Below are 21,049 nucleotides of genomic sequence, written 5' to 3' on the forward strand. Positions count from 1 at the left end.
AATTCGAGTATCCTTGAAGTCTATGCCAATATTATTTTTCTACTTTTAAAGCTATAACTCAATAGCTGAATACTTATACTCTTTCAGTATCCTGTTTTTAGAAAAATCCAGCAGAACATAGTTGAAACATAACTCTTTAATTAGACATTTTGATGCTGATTTTTCAGCCAGTAAATAGTTTCTACTTTTGTTTCGTAGCTATTTTAGCTTAATGGGATTTTTTTAGACATAAAAATTCCGATGGAAAGCATCACAATAGTAAATACTGTTCTAAAAATCATAGCTTTAACGGTTCGTGTTTCATAGATGCCGCCACTATTGATATGCAGTAGCAAGCCTACAAAGGCAACTATTAGAATAGTTAAGGCGAAACTCAGGCTATAATTACTCCATTTAGGGATTTTCCAGCTACTGTATGCAGCAAATAAATACAAGATTCCACAAACTAAGTTAGCATATACAACAAATGAAACGTAATTTCCTTCCTTTTCTCGAATGCCAAATAAATCAAAGATGATAGAAACAGTCATAAATACCGAAACTGTTCCCAAAAGTGTTAGTAGTCCTGTTTGTATAATCTTTAAAACCTTCATACTATTTCAAATTTGTATTGATACGGTTGTGGTTCAGAAAGTATGATGAAGTTTTTGGCAATAATGAGTAACTTTATCGTCTATGCCAAGAGTCAAAATAACGATTATCTACCCTCATTTCCAAAACGCAAAAATATCTAAAAATGGGTAAAAAAAGAACAGGGATTAGATTTACTTGTGTACCGCCTGCTTTTCCAAGAAACCAAAAATCCCCGTGTTTCTATGATGGCAATAATAATTCACTAACGAAACATAGTTTTTATGCCTTCTGAGGCGCAAGTATAGTTATTTTTCAAAACAGTGCTCGAAGTTGCATTCGGGCGGCGTGGATAATCGGGTTGTTTTCACTCACTCTGGCATCATAGGTGATGGTAAGCTCTAACATTTTGGTAATGAACTGAACAAGTTGAACGTTGGCTGTTATGTTTTTCCCGGGCTGCATTCCTTCTAATAGTTCAAAACGGGTGGATGTATTGGGATTTCCGGTAAGGCTATGGTTAAATAGATCTAACTTAACGAATAGGGTGTTTCTGCCTCCAAGGTTTGCCCGTAAGTCAGTAGTTATTTTATTGGTTTTTACTTGGCTTGAAACCACAGAGTTATCTTTTTTATCTGCCCGAATATACCCAATACTCCAGCGGATCTTACGTGAAAGCTGCCAGTTAAAACTGGGATTTATTTGTAGATAATGGATGTTAAAATTTCTTTCTGGGAGTAATTCTGCTGTACTTTGCTTATTTCCAAGCTGAATTGCTGTTTCAATGCTGCGACTTGCTGAAAAGTTGATACGTCCTTTGGTTTGCCACTGGTTGTTTTGTCGGTATTCATTGCCGGAATTTAAGAAAAGGCGGTACGCATTAGTTGAGTAAGCTACGGAAGCATCTCCTTTGGGGGAGTTTCGGAACAAAAATAATTCTTGCCTAAATTGGTATTGTGCAGAAAGCAATGTGCTATCCCACGCTGTTCGTCTTAGGGAAAAAGTATAATTAGACAGTTGATTTGTTAGGGCATCTTTTTTTTGCTCAATTCGGGCTGTTGTTTGCAGTTGGATAGCTTGTAGCCATTTTTGTTTATTGGCATCTATTTTTTTGATTCGGCTGCCCGGCTCTATACGCCAAACGCCACTCAAAGAGCTGCTGATGGTCGGGAATAGCTGCTGGGTTGGTAATAATAGTTTGACAAAGTTTGCCTGTAAGGGATTTACGGCAATCTGAAATTCGTCTAAGTCTTGAAGTCCGTTTTTGTTGTAATCTATCCATTCATACTGCCCAAGCCCTGCATTTACCTCAACATAAGACACTTGCCTACGCGCAATCTGTTCGGTAAGGGTTTCATAAATTATATTTACCTGAAAAATGCGGTATTTACTTTGCCAATTACCTTGCAAATTGCTCAAAAAAGTATTTTGATTGACCAAGCCTCTGCTGATAAAGGTGGTATCTAATACACGAAAGCTTCGGTGGGTAGCGGTAGCTAAGATGCTGAGATTATCTAAACTTTGATAGCTGATTTTGGCCGTAGTAGTTCCGGAGAGAGATTTATTCAGATAAGAACTTTGCACTACTTCTTTATCAGTTCGGGTGTCGTAGTTTATTTCAACAGTCCAAGCAGTGCTGGGGCTGATTTTTAAGTATGGTTTTACAGATAGGAATTGGAAACTTGTGCTTAATACGGAATCAGAATTGCTGATGCGTTTATCTTCGCCCCACAGTTCTGTGCCTATTTTCAGTTTGTTCAGCCAGAGGAGTCGGTAAAAGTCTGAATTACTACGAAACCAGCGGGATATGGTTTTGGCGGAGTCATTATGGGTGGTGATGTAAGTAGTTTGTATATTGCCAAGTATTGTGCTGGAATCTTGGCTTTCCCACTGTAAAGTATGTTTGACGGCATAATTTGCGTCAGTAGTATTTCGAAATCCAGCTTGATAGCGGATTCGGTGTCCGTAGCCAACTAATTCTGTCATACCTTCCGATACAAATTCGCGGGTTCTTTCGCCTAAGTCATTAAAGTTCCATTCCCGTCCATATTCCATCTGATAAACTCTATCTAAGCCTTGAAAGCGTGCTTCTACCATTCGGCTGTTAAAAAAAGAGTTTAGTGCGATTTTTTTTCCAATAGGGATTTTACGGGCGTTTAGCTGGGTAAAAGCAGCTAAGCCACCATTGTCTTCATCTTGTTTTTTGGAAAGGCGATTTTTGTCATAATAAGAATACGCAATTTCGGCATCTATAGAAAAGATTTTATTGAGCTGGACGTTTCCTGAGAGGTTAGCTACTTGGGTGGAAGTTGGTAGCGGTATTTTCCGAATTGGCTGATAATCACCATTTAATTTTCCGGTTAAGCTATCCGGTGCAACCCAACGGAATATATTTCCGTTGAGGGTGGATTGGTCTTTGGTATAGTATCCAGAATTAGGGCCTGCATACACAAAGGAGACTTGCCAATATGCTTTGGTAGAGTCTTTGGAGAATACAAATATTTGCGGGAAAGAGGTTCCGTTTGTTATGGTGTCTTTTCGTTGGTATCGTATTTGGGTTGGGTTCCAGCCTACTGAATCTCCGCCAAAGAGTATTGCTAAGTTAGGGTCATCTCCGGCATCTGCTGCGATTCGGCGGACGGTATCCGATAGTTGTACATCAATAGGTGCGGAAGGGTTATCTGCTTCCCGTGCGTAAGTAGCTCTAATTGACCATCTTCCGGCAGTGTCGGTATAGCTATACCCCACCCCAATCAGAGAGCGGCTGTAATTTCTATCTGTATATTCAAAATCCACCACAATACGGCTGTTATTGGTAATCAACCGAAAAGAGGTAAACCGCAGCTCTCCGGTGTTGTATTCGATGATATAATCATTATTTTCACCGCGAAGCATACGTTTTCCATCCACATAAACCTTTTCGGTACCCGCTAAAACGATGATAAACCGTTCGTTATTTTTCCCTGATAGCCGATATGGGCCTTGTTTTCCATTTTCACCCATAAATGAATTGGAATTAAACTTGCCCTTAGAAGCAGAGCCAATCACATATATTTTTTGCGCAGTATCACGGTATTCTGCCCGAAGCCCCAAAACATTTCTACCATAACTCATAAAACGACTGTTACTTTCTCTTAGTTCTAAGTCTCCTAACATTACGGATGCTTTTTTGAGGTTAAATTGCAAGAAAACCTTGTCAAAATCAGATAGTTGCTGTGTAGTTCCGCTTGGCTGAATCGGAATATTTTCATCTGTAATGGATGCCAATACGCTAACGTCATCGCTGATTCGGCCATTTAGATTTAGGCGAAAAGCCGAATTTATGGCAATATCTCGGTTTGTGCCAATCGTTATTCCTCTGGCAATAGAGCCGCTGCGTTGTAACTGCGAATAGTCAAACCCTGAATTAGGCTTTGTTTCCGGCAAAAGTTCATCAATAGCTACGGAATCTTTGGTTAGCAAAATATGCTGAGAGCGTAAGGAAAAAACTTCCGGAACAAAGTAGCGGTAACTAACCACGAGAGTATCTGATTTGGGGCTATTGGGTTGCTTGATTAACATTCCGCGCATCAAATCAACCTGATAATGCGCCGAATTTCCTTGCAAAAACCGAACTGTTTCAGGGATAATTCCGGCGTGGGTTAGTAGTGTAGAATCTTGAAAAACAACTATTGTGTCTATGCTTATTGCAGAACCAGAGCCATAAAACCCTTGCGCAGGCAGTATTGTAATTATTCCCCAACAAAAAATCAGCCCTGCAAAAATCCGCATACATACACTTTGCAAAAATAGCTAACTTAACTTGTTTTATTCCGAAATAACATTTCCGGATAGTGGGTGCCAATATTTTTAAGGTATGATACTTTTCCGGTGAAAATAGGAGTTGAATTTTGGTTGTAGCTCAGAAAGTTTTTACTTTGTGTTTCTACCTACTTTATGCACCCGATAATTCCAATAAATGATCGAATATACCTGCGGGAATGGAAGGTTACAGATATTGACTCCCTAACATTAAATGCAAATAACTATTTAATTTGGAAGTGGTTACGAAATACTTTTCCCCATCCCTATACTTATTCGGATGCAGCTTTTTGGGTTGAAACGGGACAATATGCTTCTTCACAACTTAACTTTGCTATTGTGTATGAGGAAATTGCCATAGGTGGTATTGGAATTATATTTAAAGATGATATCTATACTCTTCGGGCAGAAATTGGGTATTGGGTTGGGCAAAGCTATCAGGGATTGGGAATCACTACTGCCTGTTTAAAGCATCTAACAGAATGGGGCTTCCAAAACTATCATTTAACTCGTATAGAAGCACCGGTAATAGCCGGAAATGAACCTTCTATGCGAATTTTAGAGAAATCAGGCTATCATTTAGAAGCAATACACCGATTTGGAATCTTTAAAGAAAATGAAGTAAAAGACGAATATTTCTACGTAAAATACGCTCCTTCTTTAGTAAATTAAAATTAAAAATTAAAAATTAAAATTAAAATTAAAAATTAAAAATTAAAAATTAAAATTAAAATTAAAAATTAAAATTAAAATTTAAAAATTAAAATTAAAAATTAAAAATTGCGTTTTGGCTATCGGGAAAAATAAACGCGAGAAAGGAGGTTAGTCTTTCTCGCGTGGGTAATATTCTTTCAGAATAGTTGTTATTTGTTCTGTGTTGAATCTGTAATTTTGCTTGTATCCGTTTGTTTTGCTCGTGCTTCTATTTGCCGGGCATATTCAAGGAACTGAGCATCACCGCTATACTCTGCGTATAGTTTAGCCATTTCAGCAGCTTTGGTAAACTCTTGGTCGTCATTATGCAGTTGCATCATTACTTGCAGAGCATATAGGTTCAAATCGTCTTCCGGTAGTGCTGTTTTTGTATCTTTAGCATACTTGAGTTTTTCGATTGCTCTATCTTTTGCTATTTGGTACAGTTTGTCGGATTTATCTTTACTGCCTAAGCGGTTATAGTTTCTTGCCATGAGTGCTAAGAAATAGGCTTCTGCCTGTACGGCTCTATCGTCAATAACTTTCATGGAGTAATCATTAACTTCGATACCGCGTTGTTTTAAAAATTCGATACGGGATTTATTAGCGGCTAATCTCTCTGCCCCAGCATTTCCGCTTGCTGCCAATGCAAGATTTTCGTTCTCTAAGCGGTTAACCTCTTCTACATAGTCATTAACGAGTCTGTAAAAGTTATTTCGGAAGTTACTAACCATCCGCACTACGTTTGCATCATAAAATATATCTGGATTATCTAAGTTTCTAAACCGGAATTTTTTCATGAGGTTTTCGTACATAATATCCTGTGCGATATGTCCACCATAAGGATTGCCGCTTTTTGAAAAACGCACTGGAGTTAGGCGGTAGGCCATTCCTTCCATCTGGAAGAAATCTGAAAGAGATACAAAACTGGATGTAGGAATCGTAATGGCAAAGTAAATTGGGCGTTTCCAACCTTGTTTTGCATTTGTTTCAACCATATCCAAAATCAGTAAATCTTGTTTTAACAAGTAGGTTTGGTCGCCTCCGCCTCTGGGGGCAACTTCCCATTCCATATTACCACTTTCTAAACTCGGTATATCTATTTTTTGATTTTTGATAAATGACTCTTTATCAACGGGTACTCGTTTTATCTGCTTCTTAAATGGAGCATAAGCATTACGTTCTCCGATATAATAACTTTCTGGTAAAGATATAGGTAATGGGTCAGATTGATTGCTTTTTTGGTTTTTAAGTTGATGAATATACCAATCTGTGTTCAATAAGCTGAGGTTTACCACGCGGACATCCGGACGGACGTTTTCTACTTCTTGAATATACCAAAGCGGGAAAGTGTCGTTATCGCCATTGGTAAAGATAATAGCATTTTCGGCACAGGAATTAAGCATATTATAGGCGGAATCCGGTGCAACATAGTTTCCTGCGCGTGAATGGTCGTGCCAATTTTCTTTGGCCATAATTCCAGGAACGAGTATTAGGCTTAATACTCCGGAAACCAAGGAGGCTTTGTCCTTCAAAAATTTTCGGATTATTTCGGTTAAGCCGACTACGCCAAGCCCAATCCAAATTGTAAACGTTTGGAATGATCCTGCAAAGGCATAATCTCGCTCTCTGGGCTGTGCCGGCGGAGTGTTGAGATACACAATAATCATCAGGCCGGTAAATAGAAACAGTAACATAACCACCCAAAAGTCTTTTTTGGCATAGTTATACTGCCAAACAAGCCCCAGTAGCCCTAAGAGTAAGGGAAGAGCGTAGTAGTGATTTCGGGTAGGGTCTTTACGCATAGACTCCGGCATCTTAGCTGTCTTTACAAAATTTAAGCCGCTCTCCCAATCACTATCTTGAATATCGCTGCTGCGCCCCACAAAATTGAATAAGAAATACCGCAGATACATATGATAACATTGGTATTGAAAAAAGTATCGGATATTATCTCCCAGAGTGGGGTTATCGTCATAAGGGCTATTTTCGTCATCTCCTTTATCCCGAACGAAGTTTTTATATCCATTTAGAGGGGAATCATAATGAGCTGATGAATACATACGTGGAAAAAGTTTTTTGGAACCGGGTGTGTATTCATATTCTTTGCGGTAGCCTTCTTCGGTATAACGAGTTTTATGTAAGATTTTTACATAGTTCATTTTACCATCTTTTTCTTGAACAGCCTGTGCATTATACATGGGGCCATACATGAGTGCCGGGGTTTCACCGTATTGTTCACGTTTTAAGAACTTTAGAAAATCAACTATATTTTCCGGGTTATTTTCGTCAATGGGTGTGTTTGCTTTGGAACGAATAAAAATGATTGCATACGATGAAAATCCTAAATAAATCATTGTTAAACTTAATATTGCTGTATTTGCCAAAACGAACTTCTTTTTGTGGGTATAATGAATCCCAAAAGCCAGCAAAGCCAATAACATAATAATAAAAACAACTATTCCGGTACCAAAAGGCATTCCTAATCCGGAGGTTTCGCCGTCAGTATTTTCGGTGCCCACAAAAAACTTTTCAAAGCCCCAAGCTATATCAAATGTTACTTGATTGACTCCAAATAAGATAACAGCTAAGATTACAAATGAAATGCCAATAGCAGCAAGTGCTCCCATTGGGCTGAAGTTGTATTTTTTGTTGTAGTAAATCAAGGCTATTGCCGGAATAGCCAGCAGGTTTAACAGGTGAACTCCAATAGAAAGCCCAATCGTATAAGCAATCAGGATTATCCAACGCAGATTATTGGGTTCATTGGCTCGGGCTTCCCATTTTAGCATAAGCCAAAATAGTACTGCCGTAAAAAAAGCACTCATTGCATAAACCTCTGCTTCAACTGTACTAAACCAAATTGAATCTGCATAGGTACAAGCTAAACCACCTACAACGCCCGAAAATAATATTGCTAAGATCTTGTCAAGGCTAGGGTTTTCCTCATCTGGGGCAATTACCTTTTTGGCAAACATTGTGATAGTCCAGCAAACAAACAAGGAGGTGAATGCTCCACTAAAAACACTTACTAAATTTACAAAGTAAGCCACTTTGTCAGGGCTTGGCGCAAATATTGCAAAAATACGGCCTACCAACAAAAAGAAAGGTGCTCCCGGCGGGTGTGGCACCTCTAATTCATTCGCTACCGCAATAAACTCACCACAATCCCAAAAACTGGCCGTAGGAGCTACCGTAAGCATATACGATAACAATGCAATAGCAAAAACCACCCAACCAGTTATGTTATTTAACTTCCGATAATTCATCATAACTAAACTGCCGCGAAGTTACAGTAAATATTATTCTTTGCTGCAAAACTTGTATAAATCATCCATAAATGATTGTGGATAACGGCTTATTCTTAAAAAATTAGCCGGCTGTAAATACCTAACAACCATGTGATAGCCTTGCATACCTACCTTTTGGCTACAATCTTTTAGCTTTCTGATTGCTGGGGAATGGAAAACAAAACGACCGTTCCCTGATTGGTATTTTCAAATTGAATGGTATTTTGGCCGGGAAATAGTGTCTCTAAACGTGTTAAAACGTTGTTTAATCCATTTCCTTTTTTTACTCTGCTTTTATCTATTCCGGGGCCATTATCAGTAACTTTTCCCAACAAAACGCCCTCTTCAACCCAAAATCTTAGGGTAATGACACCTTGCTTTACCAACTTAGAAATACCGTGCTTTACGCAATTTTCTACCAAAGTCTGAATCATTATCGAAGGAATCAAACATTCATTGGCATCGCTGTTTGTATCAATGCTAAAAGAAAGTCTCTCTCCAAAACGCATTTTTTCTATCTCAAGATAATTCTGAACCAATTGTAATTCAGACTCTAATGTAACAAAGTTTTGGGATGAAAACTCCAATGTATGCCGAAAAACAAAGGCAAGTTTTTGAACAATGTCTTCGGCTTGGTCAGGGGCTGTATGAATCAATTCAGAAATTGAATTTAATGTGTTGAACAGAAAATGGGGATTAATCTTGGCACGTAGAGCTGTTAGTTCTGCCTCTAAGTTTTTCTTACTCAGGGTCTCTTCTTTTTCTAACAGCTGAATGATTTCCAGAAAAGATTGAATGGATTTAGTCGCTTGTTTTAAATAACTTAAGTCTGTTATGGAATATTCACCCATACGTTTTTTCCCTAATGCTAAAAATCCTGCTATTCCGGAGCTAAATCGTATAGGTAAAACTAATACATAATTTTTTTGTTGGAAATATAATGGGGCTGCTTTTGTGGGTAAATCTTGTGTAGATAGCGCCGAAATAGCCGACCAATGCGAATCATCTTTCCATTCTTGAATATCCTGAAATATAGCTGTTAAATCAGCACTATTTTCATCTTTCAAGATAATTTGGGTACTTTCTGCATCCAACAAATACTGGATTTTATTGCAGGAATCCCCAATAAGTGTCTTTTTATTCAGTGTTTTGGGAATTTCAGCCAAAAACTGTTCCCATTTTTTGGAGTCAGATAACTGTAATTTATCCAAGATAGAATCCCAGCCTTTAGGGTTTCCGCTTAAAAATACACGCTCTACCAAAATCAGTAATAGTATCAGTAAAACGATGTCTATTACTCCGCTATCATCGGATAAGTTTATCTGTTTCAATAACTTATGAATACCTACCCAAATGAACAAAATGATAATAGATGCCACCAACACTGCGCCGGATTGTATCAAAACGCGCCGGATATTACCAAAACGGATAACGCGCCCCATACCGCCTGCCAACAGAAAAGCATACGTCAAAGGATGGGATTGCTCTAAATATTGATAAAAATCTCCCCCAAAATCAACAGAACACATTGTCAATATCGCAATAAAAAATGCCGCTAAAAGCAAAGCCGCCCCAAAGATTAACTTAGATTTTGGCTTTGTTAGTGAACTTAAAAACTGCAACTGTTTCCATGCTGAAAAACCAACCACAATTCGTACAAAAATTGGCTCTATTGCTAAAAACCGGTTGTTCATCCAAAAATATACTCCGACCCCACCTAAAGCTCCCCAAATAAGTAAATCATATCCAAACTGCCATTTAGGTAGCAAGTTCCATTGCCAAACTGTGGTTAAAATAAATATCAAAATATATTGTAATACCAGCAAAAAAGGCCATATCCAAGCAAATTGCACCGGTAAATCAGTTAGGCAAAGCCCTAATTGTAAGCCATGTAGGCTTATCAATATTGTGAATACCCATGTTTGAATATACAGTGGAGTAAAGGTTTCCGGCTGGTATCTTAAAAAAGGATATTGTAAAGCAATAAGCATTGCCCCTCCAACGAGCAAGATACAGTATAAAGACAGCCGAATATTCCAACTTAATTCACTCGAAATTGGCTCTAATAAGGGTTTAGAGTGTATCTGAATAAGTTTGGTTTGGATATTTTGAGGGGATTCAGGCTGCGCAAGTGAATATACCCGATAGCTACCTACCGGTGTATTTCGAACCAGCTTTTGCAACAGTTCTATATCAATAACATTTTGATAATCAAATGCTTTGATAGAACTACCACGTTCAGGATAAACTATATGCCATGATTCATGGACTTTGGCCGGATAGAGTACCTCCTTAGAAATTATTTGGTTGTCTTTTTTTATCCAATGTATCCAATCTGTACCCGGTATATTTCCAGAAATATCTATTGGTAAATACTGATGTATTTCCCAGCACATCCAGCATACCCAGAGCAAAACTCCCGCGTTCCATAAGTTTGAACGCAATATTTGGCTCATTACATAAAATTTAACAACTTATTTCATACGAACCCTATCCGCAAATCTTATATTTAGGATTAAGCGTAGCCGGTATTTGACCCACCGAAGCCCCCTAACGGAAAATCATTTTCCTGATTTTGCCCTACGTTAATTGTGCCAAAGCTCTTCTCGTATCTATCTATATTTTCAGAAAGAGCCAATAACAATCGTTTGGCATGGCTTGGGGTAGTTACAATGCGTGAACGAACTTTTGCTTTGGGCAATCCGGGTAAAACCTGAACAAAATCTATGATAAATTCGGTAGGAGAATGAGATATAATCGCCAAATTAGAATAGACACCTTCAGAAATCTCCTCCGGTAGTTCAATATTTATCTGCTGCTCTTTATTTTCCATTATTTCTTTATGAATGCTGTAATGTTTTGGGAATAGACGTGGGGTTATAAAGATTTAAGTCCCCAAATATTTTATACTCAATCAGTTGAATAAGAGTATGAATGATTTTAATATGAATTTCTTGGATTCTATCGGCATAGCCGTTATGGGGAACTCTTATTTCTAAGTCAGTTTGGAGTGCAAGCCTTCCGCCGTCATTTCCGGTGAGAGAGATAACAAATATACCGAGTTTTTGGGCTGCTTTTGCCGCTTCTAAGACATTTTGGCTATTTCCACTGGTTGATAAGGTTAGTAAAATATCGCCTTCTTTTCCGAATGCCTCTAAGTACCTTGAAAAGACGGCTTGGTATCCGAAGTCATTGGCCACACAGGAGAGATAGCTGGGGTCAGAGATAGCTATTGCCGGTAAAGCGGGGCGGTTTCTACGAAATTTTCCGGAGAGTTCCTCTGCAAAGTGCATTGCATCACACATTGAGCCGCCATTTCCGCAGGAAAAAACTCGATTCCCTCCTACTATGGCGCGAGCTATAATCGTAGCTGCTATATCTACTTTCTGAAAACTATCTGTAGTAGAAAAACGTTTAAGGGCATCAGCCATTTCATCAAAGGCTGCCTGAACCATTTCAACAGCCATATTAATCGTTTAATAACCCGTTCATCATCGCAAATTTAACGAGGCCGGCTGTATTTTTAACGCCTGTTTTTTGCAATAGGTTTCGTCTATGGGTATCTACGGTACGCGGGCTTATGGTCAAACGCTCTGCTATTTCTGCATTCGTGTATTCCTGAACAATCAAGCGAATGATTTCAATTTCACGGGACGTTAAGGGGATTTCTTTTGTAGAGGAACTTTTATGGCCATCCATTGGCTTATTCATGCTTTTACGGTTCATTAGCCGGCTTAACATTTTGGCAGACACATCATTACTAAAGTAATTTGTGCCCCCCACTACGGTATGAATTGCTCTAAGAAGCTCTTCTTTACCTGTTTTTTTGAGTAAATATCCTTGTGCTCCGGCTTGCAATGCTTTTGTGATATATTCTTCTTCATCATGCATTGACAAAATGATGATTTTAACATCCGGATATAGTCTATGAATCTTTTCGGTTACTTGAATTCCATTCAGAACGGGCATACGAATATCCAAAAGGACAATATCCGGCTGCTCAATCGCTAACTTATCTAATAAATCTTGGCCATTTTCAGCCTCTGCTATAATGGTCATATTGGGTTCATCAGAAATAAGAAAGCGAAGTCCGTCTCTGACAATTTGGTGGTCATCAACAATAATAATACGAATCGGTTTTGACATGGTTTAGTTATTTAATTTACTTATTGGGGTTGGTTGGTTTTGTTGGAGGTACTGTAAAAAAGTTTGCGTTAGCTTAGTTATATCAAAATCTGATTTCCAGTTCCAATCTTCTTGGGCAGTTGTGTCATCTAAACTTTTTGGCCATGAGTCTGCAATTTGCTGGCGGAAGTCTGGCTGATACGTTATTGTAAATTCAGGGAGTAGCTGCTGAATTGATTTTGAAATTTCGGCAGGTGAAAAAGTCATTCCTTGAATATTATAGGAGGAGCGTATTGATATACATTTTGGGTCAGCCTCCATAAGTTCTACGGTAGCGCGTATGGCATCATCCATATACATCATCGGGAGGTAAGTGTCTGGTTCTAAGAAGCACTGGTATGTTCCATACAAAATTGCGTGGTGAAAAATTTCTACGGCATAATCTGTTGTGCCGCCGCCGGGTGCTGCTTTGCAGCCAATTAGCCCAGGATAGCGTAAACTTCTGATGTCTAAATTTTTCTTTTGGAAATAATATTCACATAGGCGTTCTCCGGCCAGCTTCGTGATGCCATACATCGAGGTCGGCTCCATCACGCAGCGTTGTGGAGTCATCGTTTTGGGTGTAGTTGGGCCAAATACGGCTATTGAACTTGGCCAAAATAGTTGCTTTACTTGTAATTCTACGCAGGTGTCTAATACATGAAACAATCCATCCATATTTAGTTTCCATGCAAATGCAGGGTCTTGCTCGCCTTTAGCAGATAAAATAGCTGCTAAATGGTAAACTACTTGAATATCATACTGTTTTATGATTTTTCCCAGAGATTGTTTATCCAAAACGTCTAACAAAACAAAATCAGAAGGAAACGGGGCTAAGGGTTTCTGAATATCGGCAGCAATAATTTTATGGCTACCATAACGTGCGCACAAGTACGGGACAAGTTCTGTACCTAATTGCCCGCAGGCACCAATGACTAAAATGTTTCCAGACTGCCGCATTCTTCTATGTTAAAAATCACTGCAAAGTTGCAAAAAAACGCAAAAGTAGCAATATTTTTTTAGGTATTCTAAACTTATTAAGCAGCATTGCTATAAGCCTAAAACTACCCGCTTAATTAGTTTATAGGTACTGCCGAATCCGTTGTCTTTTACATCTACCTCATCCATTATTTTGAGAATTAGGGAAATACCAAGACCGCCTTTGGCAGCACATTTTATTTTTTCTTGAATGGGAATAGGCTGGTGGGTTTGAATCTGGTAGGGAGGTGCAGAATCAAAAATCTCAACCCTGATCTCATTCTCTATGAATGTCAAAATAACTTCTATTGAGTGGGTTTCATCGCATTTGTTCCCATGAATAATACAATTAGCACTTGCTTCATCAACAGCCAGCGTAATTTGGTTTCGGATAATATCATCAATCGGCAAACTCTGAAGGGAGTTTTCTATATACTCTCTTATAAGAGCTAAGCTGGACTTTGTGCAGGGAACTTTTATGCCGGATGAGTTCATAATTATAAATATTTTTCAGCCTCTTGGACTGTTCCCACTATTGTCATTACTTGATTAAGCCCTAATAGTTCAAATACATTGAATACTTTGGGGCTCATATCTGAAAAAATCATTTTTCCGCCGTTTTGGTTTATTTCTTCTACATAAGACATAAAGACTCCTAATCCGGCACTGGATATATAGGTAAGGTTGCTACAATCAATATGAAAAAATGTAGTATTTTCTTGTAGCCATTTTTGTATAACCTCATCTACTTGAATAGAAGAAGCAGCGTCAAGCTCCCCTTCTAAAGAAATTTTGACATATCTTTTATCTATTAATGTTTCGGTTATGGTCATATTTAACTGTATCGGTTTGTACGATTATCGTGTTTAAATTGTTTCCGTATTTATTTACTTTTTTGAAGTATTTTATCATAACGTTCTTGGTTCAAGAGTGTCTTTCTGGCTTCTTGTACTTCTGTATCTTGTGCTAAGGTATTTTCGGTACGCCCGGCCTGTAAGTAATAACGCAGCGTTATCTCTTGTGCTAAGATATTTTTGATTTCACTTTGAAAGTCGGTAAAATCGTTTTCTTTTTCTTTCTGTATTTGTTCTTCCAAAACAGCTAACTGTTGTTTTACACTTTCATGGTAAGATTCTTTTTTGACAGATTCTCGTAGGTTAATTAAGTCCTCTTCGCTTTTAGTTTTGTATTTAAATCCTTTTTTATGAGCGAATTGCGAAAACTGCTGATATACTTCTTGGGTTATTGAAAAGTCTTTGGCTGGTAGTATAGATGGATTGCTATAATAGAATTGGGTAGCAAATTCAAATACAATTCCTTGCTCTACCAATTCTTTTGTAATTGGGTGGTATTCTACTAAGGGGGTTTGTATATCCGGTAGGATTCCTGCGCCGTCTTTTACAATGCGTCCATTTTTGGTTTTAAATTCGTGAATTAAGCTATCTGGTATTTTAACGGCTTCCCCTGCTGCGTTACGATGCTGATAATCAAGTGCTTGGATACACCTACCGCTTGGGGTGTAATACTTAGCCGTAGTTAATTTTAACTGAGAGTTATAGCTTAATGGAACTGTTTTTTGTACCAACCCTTTTCCATAGGAGCGTTGCCCTACGATAATGCCCCTATCCAAGTCTTGCATTACGCCGGAAACTATCTCCGAAGCACTGGCACTTTGGCCGTTAATAAGTACAGCTAAGGGAATATTAATATCTAACGGGTGGTCTTTGGCGGTGTATATCACATTAGAACCCTCCATTCGTCCTTTGGTTTCTACTACTTTTTCGTTACGTGGAATAAACAAGTTGGCTATTTGAATAGCTTCATTTAGCAGTCCGCCGGGGTTTCCGCGTAAATCTAAGATAATTCCCTTTAAATCAGGATTTTTATTTTTAAAACTTTCAATAGCTGATCTTACCTCTGCCGAAGCGTCATTGGTGAAACTATTGAGATGTAGGTAGCCGATTTTGTCTGAAAAAACAGTTGAAAACGGAACATTTTTTACTTTAATTTCTTCTCTTGTTAGGGTAAGGCTAAGCGGTTGGGGAGTTTTGTAGCGTTTAACGGTTACATTGATTTTAGTTTTAGGTTGGCCGCGTAAAAGGTCTCTGACTTGTTCGTACTTTAACTTTGTTTTTGCCAATTCTTCGTTATCTATTTTTACAATTTCATCACCTATATTTATGCCGCCGGTTTGGGCTGGTGTTCCTTGATAGATTTCTGTTATGAAATAAGAGCCATTTTTTTCTACGATAGTAGCTCCTATTCCGCCATATTGGCCGGTGCTCAAAAATCTATAATCTTCTACTTCTGAGGCGCTTATGTAGTTTGTGTAAGGATCTAACGAGGATAGCATTGCTTCCACGCCTTCTCTGAATAATTGATTGGGTTCTATTTCATCAACATAGTTATTGTGAAGTTCACGGTATAAACGGGTTAGTATATCTAAGTTTTTAGCTATTTCAAAATAGACATCTTGCTGGCGGAAGCCAACAATTCCCAAGAAAATAGCCCCAAAGAAAATCGCATATAAGGTTTTTCGGGTATTCTTCATAAGTGATTCGCAAAGTTAAGTGCTTTAACTTAACAAAGGAGTTTTTTTCAAAATAAAGTTAAAGAGTTTTCAAAAAAATGATGTTTTTTTTGCAGTATATAACATTTAGTGGCTTTGTAAATTTAAAATGTATCCGTTTTTTTAGCTGAATTTACTCAAATAAGCACTATCTTAGCGGGTTAAAATCATAATATCTTTTAAAGTCTTAATTATCAAGCTAATCATTTATGATACAGGAAATAAACCCGATGGGCACAGCGCATAATCTTAAAGATTGGAAAGAAAAGCGTATGGTAGATACGTGGCAGATATTCAAAATTATCGCTGAGTTTGTGGAGGGGTTTGAGCGGATGTCAAAGACGGGGCCTTGTGTGTCTATTTTTGGGTCTGCCCGTGCTAAAGCCGGCCAGCCTTACTATGAGTTAGGAGTCGAAATATCCAGAAAGTTAGGGGAGCATGGCTATGGAGTAATTACCGGAGGAGGTCCCGGCATCATGGAAGCCGGTAATAAAGGTGCTTTTGAATCCGGTGCTACTTCGGTTGGCCTAAATATCAAACTCCCTTTTGAGCAGCACCATAACCCATACATAGACTCGGCGCATAACATTAATTTTGACTACTTTTTTGTCCGAAAAGTCATGTTTGTGAAATATGCACAAGGTTTTGTGGTTTTACCCGGAGGCTTTGGAACTTTAGACGAAATGTTTGAAGCCCTAACGCTTATTCAAACCCATAAAATCAGAAAGTTCCCAATCATTGTAGTCGGCAGAAAATACTGGAGTGGTCTTTTTGAATGGATTGAAACTACTTTAATATCAGAAGGTTACATATCTCCCACAGATAGAGAACTTATCACCCTTGTGGATACTGCCGAAGAAGTATGCGAGTTTATTGATAATTTTTATAATAAAAATATTCTTCAACCTAATTTTTAAACATTATGAAGCGGTCGGGCTGGCATATTGGATTTGGTGTGGGGCTTTTATTAGCGGTTATTGCAGGATGGATGCTTTCTTTCAAAGATAGTTTAAAGGTTGTTAAGACCAAAGATCTGCGTCAAAATTCGGTATTAGTAGCCCCTCCTATTCCGGCAAAAGTAACTTTTGCCGGTGAAAAAGTACCTCTTCAAGATTTTGAAGTAAGAGAACGTTTTGATAGAGAGCTACTTAACGTGGTTTACAATTATGCACAAACAATATTCATTTTAAAGCGTGCTAACCGCTGGAAAGATGATGTTTTAAAGACACTTCGGGAAGAAAACATCCCTGAAGACTTTTTTTATTTAATGGCAGCAGAGAGTCATTTTGGAAACGGTACGTCTGTTAAAGGGGCAAGAGGGTTTTGGCAGTTTATGCCGGCTACTGCAAAGCACTATCAATTAGAGGTTTCTGATTTTGTTGATGAACGATGTCATGTAACGTTGGCCACTAAAGCTGCCTGCCGTTACCTAAAAGATGCTTACCAGCGGTTCGGAAATTGGACTCTCGTTGCCGCTTCATACAATATGGGTGTTGGCGGCGTTAAAAGCGTTTTGGATCAACAACAGCAAGGTAACTATTATGATTTGCTCCTAAATCAGGAAACGTCCCGGTACTTATTCAGAATTTTAGCCTTAAAATTAATCCTTTCTGACTCAGAAAACTACGGCTATAAAATTTATGAAGGAGATTTATATCCAAAATTACCGACTAAATCCATTTTAATTACTGAAACGATTCCGGATTTATCAAAGTTTGCAAAATATTATGGAACAAGTCTTAAAACGATAAAATATCTAAATCCTTGGATTTTAAAAGATGTTTTGCCTATTGGTGTCGGGAAAAGTTATGCACTGCTACTACCTGGGGAAGGTTATCCTAAAAGTGCATTAGATGAAGATGCTTATCCGCCCATCCCAACTCCTGATTCAGATTCAGAAGCAGAGTAAGTCTTTAGGATTATCTATTATTTTCAATATTTGTTAAATTAGTATAATTATTTAATACAGAATATATTATCTAATTTTTAGCACAATATTTAATTAGCCAATCTTTTAAGTCAGTGTCTCTATTTTCACTGAGTTCGTATGCTTGTTGGGCATCTTTACAGCCGGAAAGATTATCTTCCAGCCCGAAATAGTATAGTGCGCGAGCTTTGTATCCAAAGTAATTAAATGGTTCAAGGCTAATCCCTTTTTCTAAATTTCGCAATGAATCCGAGTATTTTCTTAGGTAAAAGAATACGATTCCTAATTTACTATAAGGAATTGACATTGAGGGTTTTAGTTGAATTGCTTTTTCAAAACAAATTTTTGCTGTGTGATAATCCAATAATTCTGTATAGCAATCTCCTTGATTCAGATAGATACTAACCATTTCAGGGTCAATAGATTGTGCTATTGAAAAATCTGAAAGTGCTGCAAAATAATTTGTTCGATAGTACCAGTTCAAGCCTCGATTATTGTAAAAAGCTGCCTTTTGGGAGTTTAGCCGAATAGCTTGGTCGAAATCTGAGTGGGCAGCGATATAGTTTTGTTTATTTTGTTTAATTAAGCCCCGTAAGTTATAGTGTTCCGGCTCATTCGGCTCTAATTGAATTGCGGTTTGGATAAAATTAATTGCCTCTGAATAAGCCTGTTGTTGTTTACAAAGTAACGCTTTGTTATGAAATGCAGGTGCATATTGAGGGTTTATGCGAATGCTAAAATCAAAGTCCGTCAGTGCAGATTTGTAGTCTTTCAGAGCCAAAAATACTGTTCCGCGTGCATTCCATGCTTTATACAAAGTAGAATCGTGTTGGATAAGTTTGTTAAAATCTGCCAAGGCTTTTTCATAACGTTCTAAGTCTTTATACAGAGTTCCCCTATTCAGATAAACAGCCCAAAATTGAGTGTCTAAACTCAATGCAGTTGTAAAATCCTGCAACGCCGATTCATGTTGCTTTAAATTTCTTCTGCAAAGACCTCTATTGTTATAGGCTGTTTTTTGCGTGGGTTGCAGCAAAATAACCTTATCTAAGCAAGTTATCGCATCTTTCCACCTATACAGTTTCATATAGCAATATCCTTGATTTTGAATAGCTTCAATATTTAGTTTGTCTTTTTTTACTCTATCATAATACTTTACGGCATGATAATAATCTTGGGAGTTCATCGCTATATTTGCTTTTTGGATATAAAATTCAGGTGTGCGAGTACATGAAGTCAGATAAAAAAGAACTCCTGCTATTGTCAATATTTTTTTTAACATAGTGATAATAAAAATATTGATAGCCAAAATTAGTTTAAAGTAAAGGCGGAAAAGAAGTTTCTTTTCCGCCTTTACAGAGTAGGTTAATCATAAACTACCTTGGGTCAAATGTGTAAGTGCGTCCGTTTATGGTGCAGGTTGCTACGTTATCGCAATTTCCGTTACCGTAATCTATGTAGATAGGGCTTTTTCCGGAAACATCAATGGTAATCTTGCCGGCAGTTCGGTGGCTACCTGTGCAGCTTAAATCAACACGGATTGGTTCTGTTATTGTAACTGTGTAGTTTTTGCCATTTCTGGTAATTCCAGAACCCTGGCCTTCAATTAAATAGATGTCATCTGAATAAAGGCCAATAGTTGATTCACCGGCTATCCAAGTACGTAATCTATTTGATTTCCATGTAAATACGCCTCCATTTGCAGTAAAGATAATGGTGTCATCAACGGTTATATTGAAAGTAGATTGGTTAGATGCGTTTAGTCCACGGTTTTCAACCGTTTTATGGATAATGTGCTGGTTATTATTTACAAAGTAGTTTTCAGTCCAAATAGAATGAGAATATCCCGTTTGGCGGTATCTTCCTGTGTAAGAAAGATAGACTTTGCCTTTGCGGACTTTGCTATCCCAATTGGTACATAAACAGCCGGTTGTGCCAAAATCTACGGTAATCAAGCGGGTTGCAGAAGAAGTATCAATAGTTACAACAGCGCAAGTTGGTAGAAATGAACTTTGGGTTTTTAGGCTTTGATTCTGGGCGACATTATCCATCATATCTCCTATTTTATTCAACTCATTATCCGCTAAACTTTGGTCAGTAGCCGGTTGAATATTATCATCAAAGCTATCTTTTTCTTTTTTGCAAGAGTTAAACGAAGATACTATCATTATGAGTATCAAGAAGATGGAAGCAATACGTAATGGTTTCATTGTTTATGGTATGAATTTATTGAATAACGATTTCAAAAGTTTGGCCATTTACGGTAACGGAAACTTTATTATCACAAACGCCGTTACCGTAGTCAAGGATAATTGATCTATTATCTACTTTAATGTCCAAAGTGCCGGTGGTAAGTTTGACCGTGCTTGGGCTGCAGCCTAAATCTACAATAACGTCTTTGGTTGTAGTAATTGTATAATTTTTACCGTCACGATTAACGCCATAAGCATTTCCCTTAACAGAATATTTATCGTCAGAATATTCTGCTACTGTGGAGCTGCCTGCTATCCATGTTCTGGTTTGTGTTGATTTCCAAGTAACTATGGGAGAAGTTCCATTTAATTTCACCGAATCATCAGCAGTAACCTCCCAATAGTGTTGGCTATTTGAGTTTAACCCTTTATAGGTACCCACTTCGTGCACAATATGCTGATTTCCATTAACATAGTAGTTTTCAGTAGTTACAGAATAGGTTGAGCCGGCTTGTCCCCAGTTTCCGGTAAATTGGATATATACTTTACCTTTTCTTGTTCTGTTGTCCCAATTAGTGCAGACACATCCAGAAGTACCAAAATCTACTGTCATTTTTTTGTTTGGTCTATCCAAAGTTACCGTAGCGCATACTGGAACAAAGGTTCCGGAAACTTTATATCCGTTAGTTGCGGCCAAATGGCCGGTTAAATCTCGAATCTTATTAGATTCGTCTTCGGCAGTAGCATTGTCAATAGCTGCATTGACATTTTCCTGCGGGTTCAGCACAATATTACTTTCTTTTTTACAAGAAAACATAGCTAATCCAATAGCTAAAAGAAAAATCTTCGTTTTCATGATTTTAAT

General features: G+C 37.9%; 17 protein-coding genes. 3 read left to right on the plus strand and 14 right to left on the minus strand.

Annotated features, from left to right (window positions below; translation table 11 throughout):
• Nucleotides 1–203 precede the first annotated feature (203 nt).
• Together LC115_13265 and LC115_13270 are read right to left on the minus strand one after the other, a co-directional pair.
• Nucleotides 204–593 carry a DUF1616 domain-containing protein gene (locus tag LC115_13265; GenBank protein ID MCZ2357638.1) on the minus strand — a complete coding sequence of 130 codons (390 nt, stop codon included), beginning with the start codon at nt 591–593 and terminating at the stop codon, nt 204–206.
• A gap of 292 nt (nt 594–885) precedes the next feature.
• Nucleotides 886–4,341, minus strand: coding sequence for a hypothetical protein (locus LC115_13270; protein ID MCZ2357639.1), 3,456 nt, complete (start codon nt 4,339–4,341; stop codon nt 886–888).
• A gap of 165 nt (nt 4,342–4,506) precedes the next feature.
• On the opposite strand from LC115_13270, the gene LC115_13275 reads away from it, so the two are divergent.
• Complete coding sequence (locus LC115_13275; GenBank protein MCZ2357640.1) at nt 4,507–5,043, plus strand: GNAT family N-acetyltransferase; 537 nt, start codon at nt 4,507–4,509, stop codon at nt 5,041–5,043.
• Nucleotides 5,044–5,234: 191 nt separating this feature from the next.
• Here the strand turns inward: LC115_13275 and LC115_13280 are convergent, their stop codons facing one another.
• From LC115_13280 to LC115_13320, 9 genes are all read right to left on the minus strand, one after another.
• Nucleotides 5,235–8,336, minus strand: coding sequence for a DUF2723 domain-containing protein (locus tag LC115_13280; GenBank protein MCZ2357641.1), 3,102 nt, complete (start codon nt 8,334–8,336; stop codon nt 5,235–5,237).
• Nucleotides 8,337–8,503: 167 nt separating this feature from the next.
• Nucleotides 8,504–10,810, minus strand: coding sequence for a histidine kinase (locus LC115_13285; protein ID MCZ2357642.1), 2,307 nt, complete (start codon nt 10,808–10,810; stop codon nt 8,504–8,506).
• 59 nt (nt 10,811–10,869) lie between these two features.
• A complete protein-coding gene (locus LC115_13290; protein MCZ2357643.1) occupies nt 10,870–11,187 on the minus strand; it encodes a DUF3467 domain-containing protein in 318 nt (105 codons plus the stop codon).
• Between the two features lie 7 nt (nt 11,188–11,194).
• A complete protein-coding gene (gene lpcA / locus LC115_13295) occupies nt 11,195–11,821 on the minus strand; it encodes a D-sedoheptulose 7-phosphate isomerase (GenBank protein ID MCZ2357644.1) in 627 nt (208 codons plus the stop codon).
• A gap of 1 nt (nt 11,822) precedes the next feature.
• Nucleotides 11,823–12,500: a response regulator transcription factor gene (locus LC115_13300; GenBank protein MCZ2357645.1), complete on the minus strand. Its 678-nt coding sequence runs from the start codon at nt 12,498–12,500 to the stop codon at nt 11,823–11,825.
• A 3-nt stretch (nt 12,501–12,503) separates the two neighbouring features.
• Nucleotides 12,504–13,478 carry an NAD-dependent epimerase/dehydratase family protein gene (locus LC115_13305; GenBank protein ID MCZ2357646.1) on the minus strand — a complete coding sequence of 325 codons (975 nt, stop codon included), beginning with the start codon at nt 13,476–13,478 and terminating at the stop codon, nt 12,504–12,506.
• Between the two features lie 90 nt (nt 13,479–13,568).
• Nucleotides 13,569–13,991: an ATP-binding protein gene (locus tag LC115_13310; GenBank protein MCZ2357647.1), complete on the minus strand. Its 423-nt coding sequence runs from the start codon at nt 13,989–13,991 to the stop codon at nt 13,569–13,571.
• 2 nt (nt 13,992–13,993) lie between these two features.
• Entirely contained in the window at nt 13,994–14,329 is a 336-nt protein-coding gene (locus LC115_13315) for an STAS domain-containing protein (GenBank protein ID MCZ2357648.1), read from the minus strand.
• A gap of 50 nt (nt 14,330–14,379) precedes the next feature.
• Nucleotides 14,380–16,047: a S41 family peptidase gene (locus LC115_13320; GenBank protein MCZ2357649.1), complete on the minus strand. Its 1,668-nt coding sequence runs from the start codon at nt 16,045–16,047 to the stop codon at nt 14,380–14,382.
• A gap of 248 nt (nt 16,048–16,295) precedes the next feature.
• On the opposite strand from LC115_13320, the gene LC115_13325 reads away from it, so the two are divergent.
• Complete coding sequence (locus tag LC115_13325) at nt 16,296–16,982, plus strand: TIGR00730 family Rossman fold protein (GenBank protein MCZ2357650.1); 687 nt, start codon at nt 16,296–16,298, stop codon at nt 16,980–16,982.
• Nucleotides 16,983–16,987: 5 nt separating this feature from the next.
• On the plus strand, nt 16,988–17,974 hold the full coding sequence (locus LC115_13330; GenBank protein ID MCZ2357651.1) for a lytic transglycosylase domain-containing protein: 987 nt from the start codon (nt 16,988–16,990) through the stop codon (nt 17,972–17,974).
• A 70-nt stretch (nt 17,975–18,044) separates the two neighbouring features.
• On the opposite strand, the gene LC115_13335 is transcribed toward LC115_13330, so the two are convergent.
• The 3 genes from LC115_13335 to LC115_13345 form a co-directional block, all read right to left on the minus strand.
• Complete coding sequence (locus LC115_13335; protein MCZ2357652.1) at nt 18,045–19,274, minus strand: tetratricopeptide repeat protein; 1,230 nt, start codon at nt 19,272–19,274, stop codon at nt 18,045–18,047.
• A 94-nt stretch (nt 19,275–19,368) separates the two neighbouring features.
• Nucleotides 19,369–20,202, minus strand: coding sequence for a hypothetical protein (locus LC115_13340; GenBank protein ID MCZ2357653.1), 834 nt, complete (start codon nt 20,200–20,202; stop codon nt 19,369–19,371).
• A gap of 16 nt (nt 20,203–20,218) precedes the next feature.
• Nucleotides 20,219–21,040, minus strand: coding sequence for a hypothetical protein (locus tag LC115_13345; protein ID MCZ2357654.1), 822 nt, complete (start codon nt 21,038–21,040; stop codon nt 20,219–20,221).
• Between the last annotated feature and the right edge of the window lie 9 nt (nt 21,041–21,049).

The sequence above is a fragment of the Bacteroidia bacterium genome (assembly GCA_026932145.1).
Classification (GTDB): Bacteria; Bacteroidota; Bacteroidia; order J057; family JAIXKT01; genus JAIXKT01.

Bases quoted from the DNA above. Each gene is read 5' to 3' on its own strand.
- LC115_13265 (MCZ2357638.1), bottom strand. From the start codon at position 593: ATGAAGGTTTTAAAGATTATACAAACAGGACTACTAACACTTTTGGGA.
- LC115_13270 (MCZ2357639.1), bottom strand. From the start codon at position 4,341: ATGCGGATTTTTGCAGGGCTGATTTTTTGTTGGGGAATAATTACAATA.
- LC115_13275 (MCZ2357640.1), top strand. From the start codon at position 4,507: ATGCACCCGATAATTCCAATAAATGATCGAATATACCTGCGGGAATGG.
- LC115_13280 (MCZ2357641.1), bottom strand. From the start codon at position 8,336: ATGATGAATTATCGGAAGTTAAATAACATAACTGGTTGGGTGGTTTTT.
- LC115_13285 (MCZ2357642.1), bottom strand. From the start codon at position 10,810: ATGAGCCAAATATTGCGTTCAAACTTATGGAACGCGGGAGTTTTGCTC.
- LC115_13290 (MCZ2357643.1), bottom strand. From the start codon at position 11,187: ATGGAAAATAAAGAGCAGCAGATAAATATTGAACTACCGGAGGAGATT.
- lpcA (MCZ2357644.1), bottom strand. From the start codon at position 11,821: ATGGCTGTTGAAATGGTTCAGGCAGCCTTTGATGAAATGGCTGATGCC.
- LC115_13300 (MCZ2357645.1), bottom strand. From the start codon at position 12,500: ATGTCAAAACCGATTCGTATTATTATTGTTGATGACCACCAAATTGTC.
- LC115_13305 (MCZ2357646.1), bottom strand. From the start codon at position 13,478: ATGCGGCAGTCTGGAAACATTTTAGTCATTGGTGCCTGCGGGCAATTA.
- LC115_13310 (MCZ2357647.1), bottom strand. From the start codon at position 13,991: ATGAACTCATCCGGCATAAAAGTTCCCTGCACAAAGTCCAGCTTAGCT.
- LC115_13315 (MCZ2357648.1), bottom strand. From the start codon at position 14,329: ATGACCATAACCGAAACATTAATAGATAAAAGATATGTCAAAATTTCT.
- LC115_13320 (MCZ2357649.1), bottom strand. From the start codon at position 16,047: ATGAAGAATACCCGAAAAACCTTATATGCGATTTTCTTTGGGGCTATT.
- LC115_13325 (MCZ2357650.1), top strand. From the start codon at position 16,296: ATGGGCACAGCGCATAATCTTAAAGATTGGAAAGAAAAGCGTATGGTA.
- LC115_13330 (MCZ2357651.1), top strand. From the start codon at position 16,988: ATGAAGCGGTCGGGCTGGCATATTGGATTTGGTGTGGGGCTTTTATTA.
- LC115_13335 (MCZ2357652.1), bottom strand. From the start codon at position 19,274: ATGTTAAAAAAAATATTGACAATAGCAGGAGTTCTTTTTTATCTGACT.
- LC115_13340 (MCZ2357653.1), bottom strand. From the start codon at position 20,202: ATGAAACCATTACGTATTGCTTCCATCTTCTTGATACTCATAATGATA.
- LC115_13345 (MCZ2357654.1), bottom strand. From the start codon at position 21,040: ATGAAAACGAAGATTTTTCTTTTAGCTATTGGATTAGCTATGTTTTCT.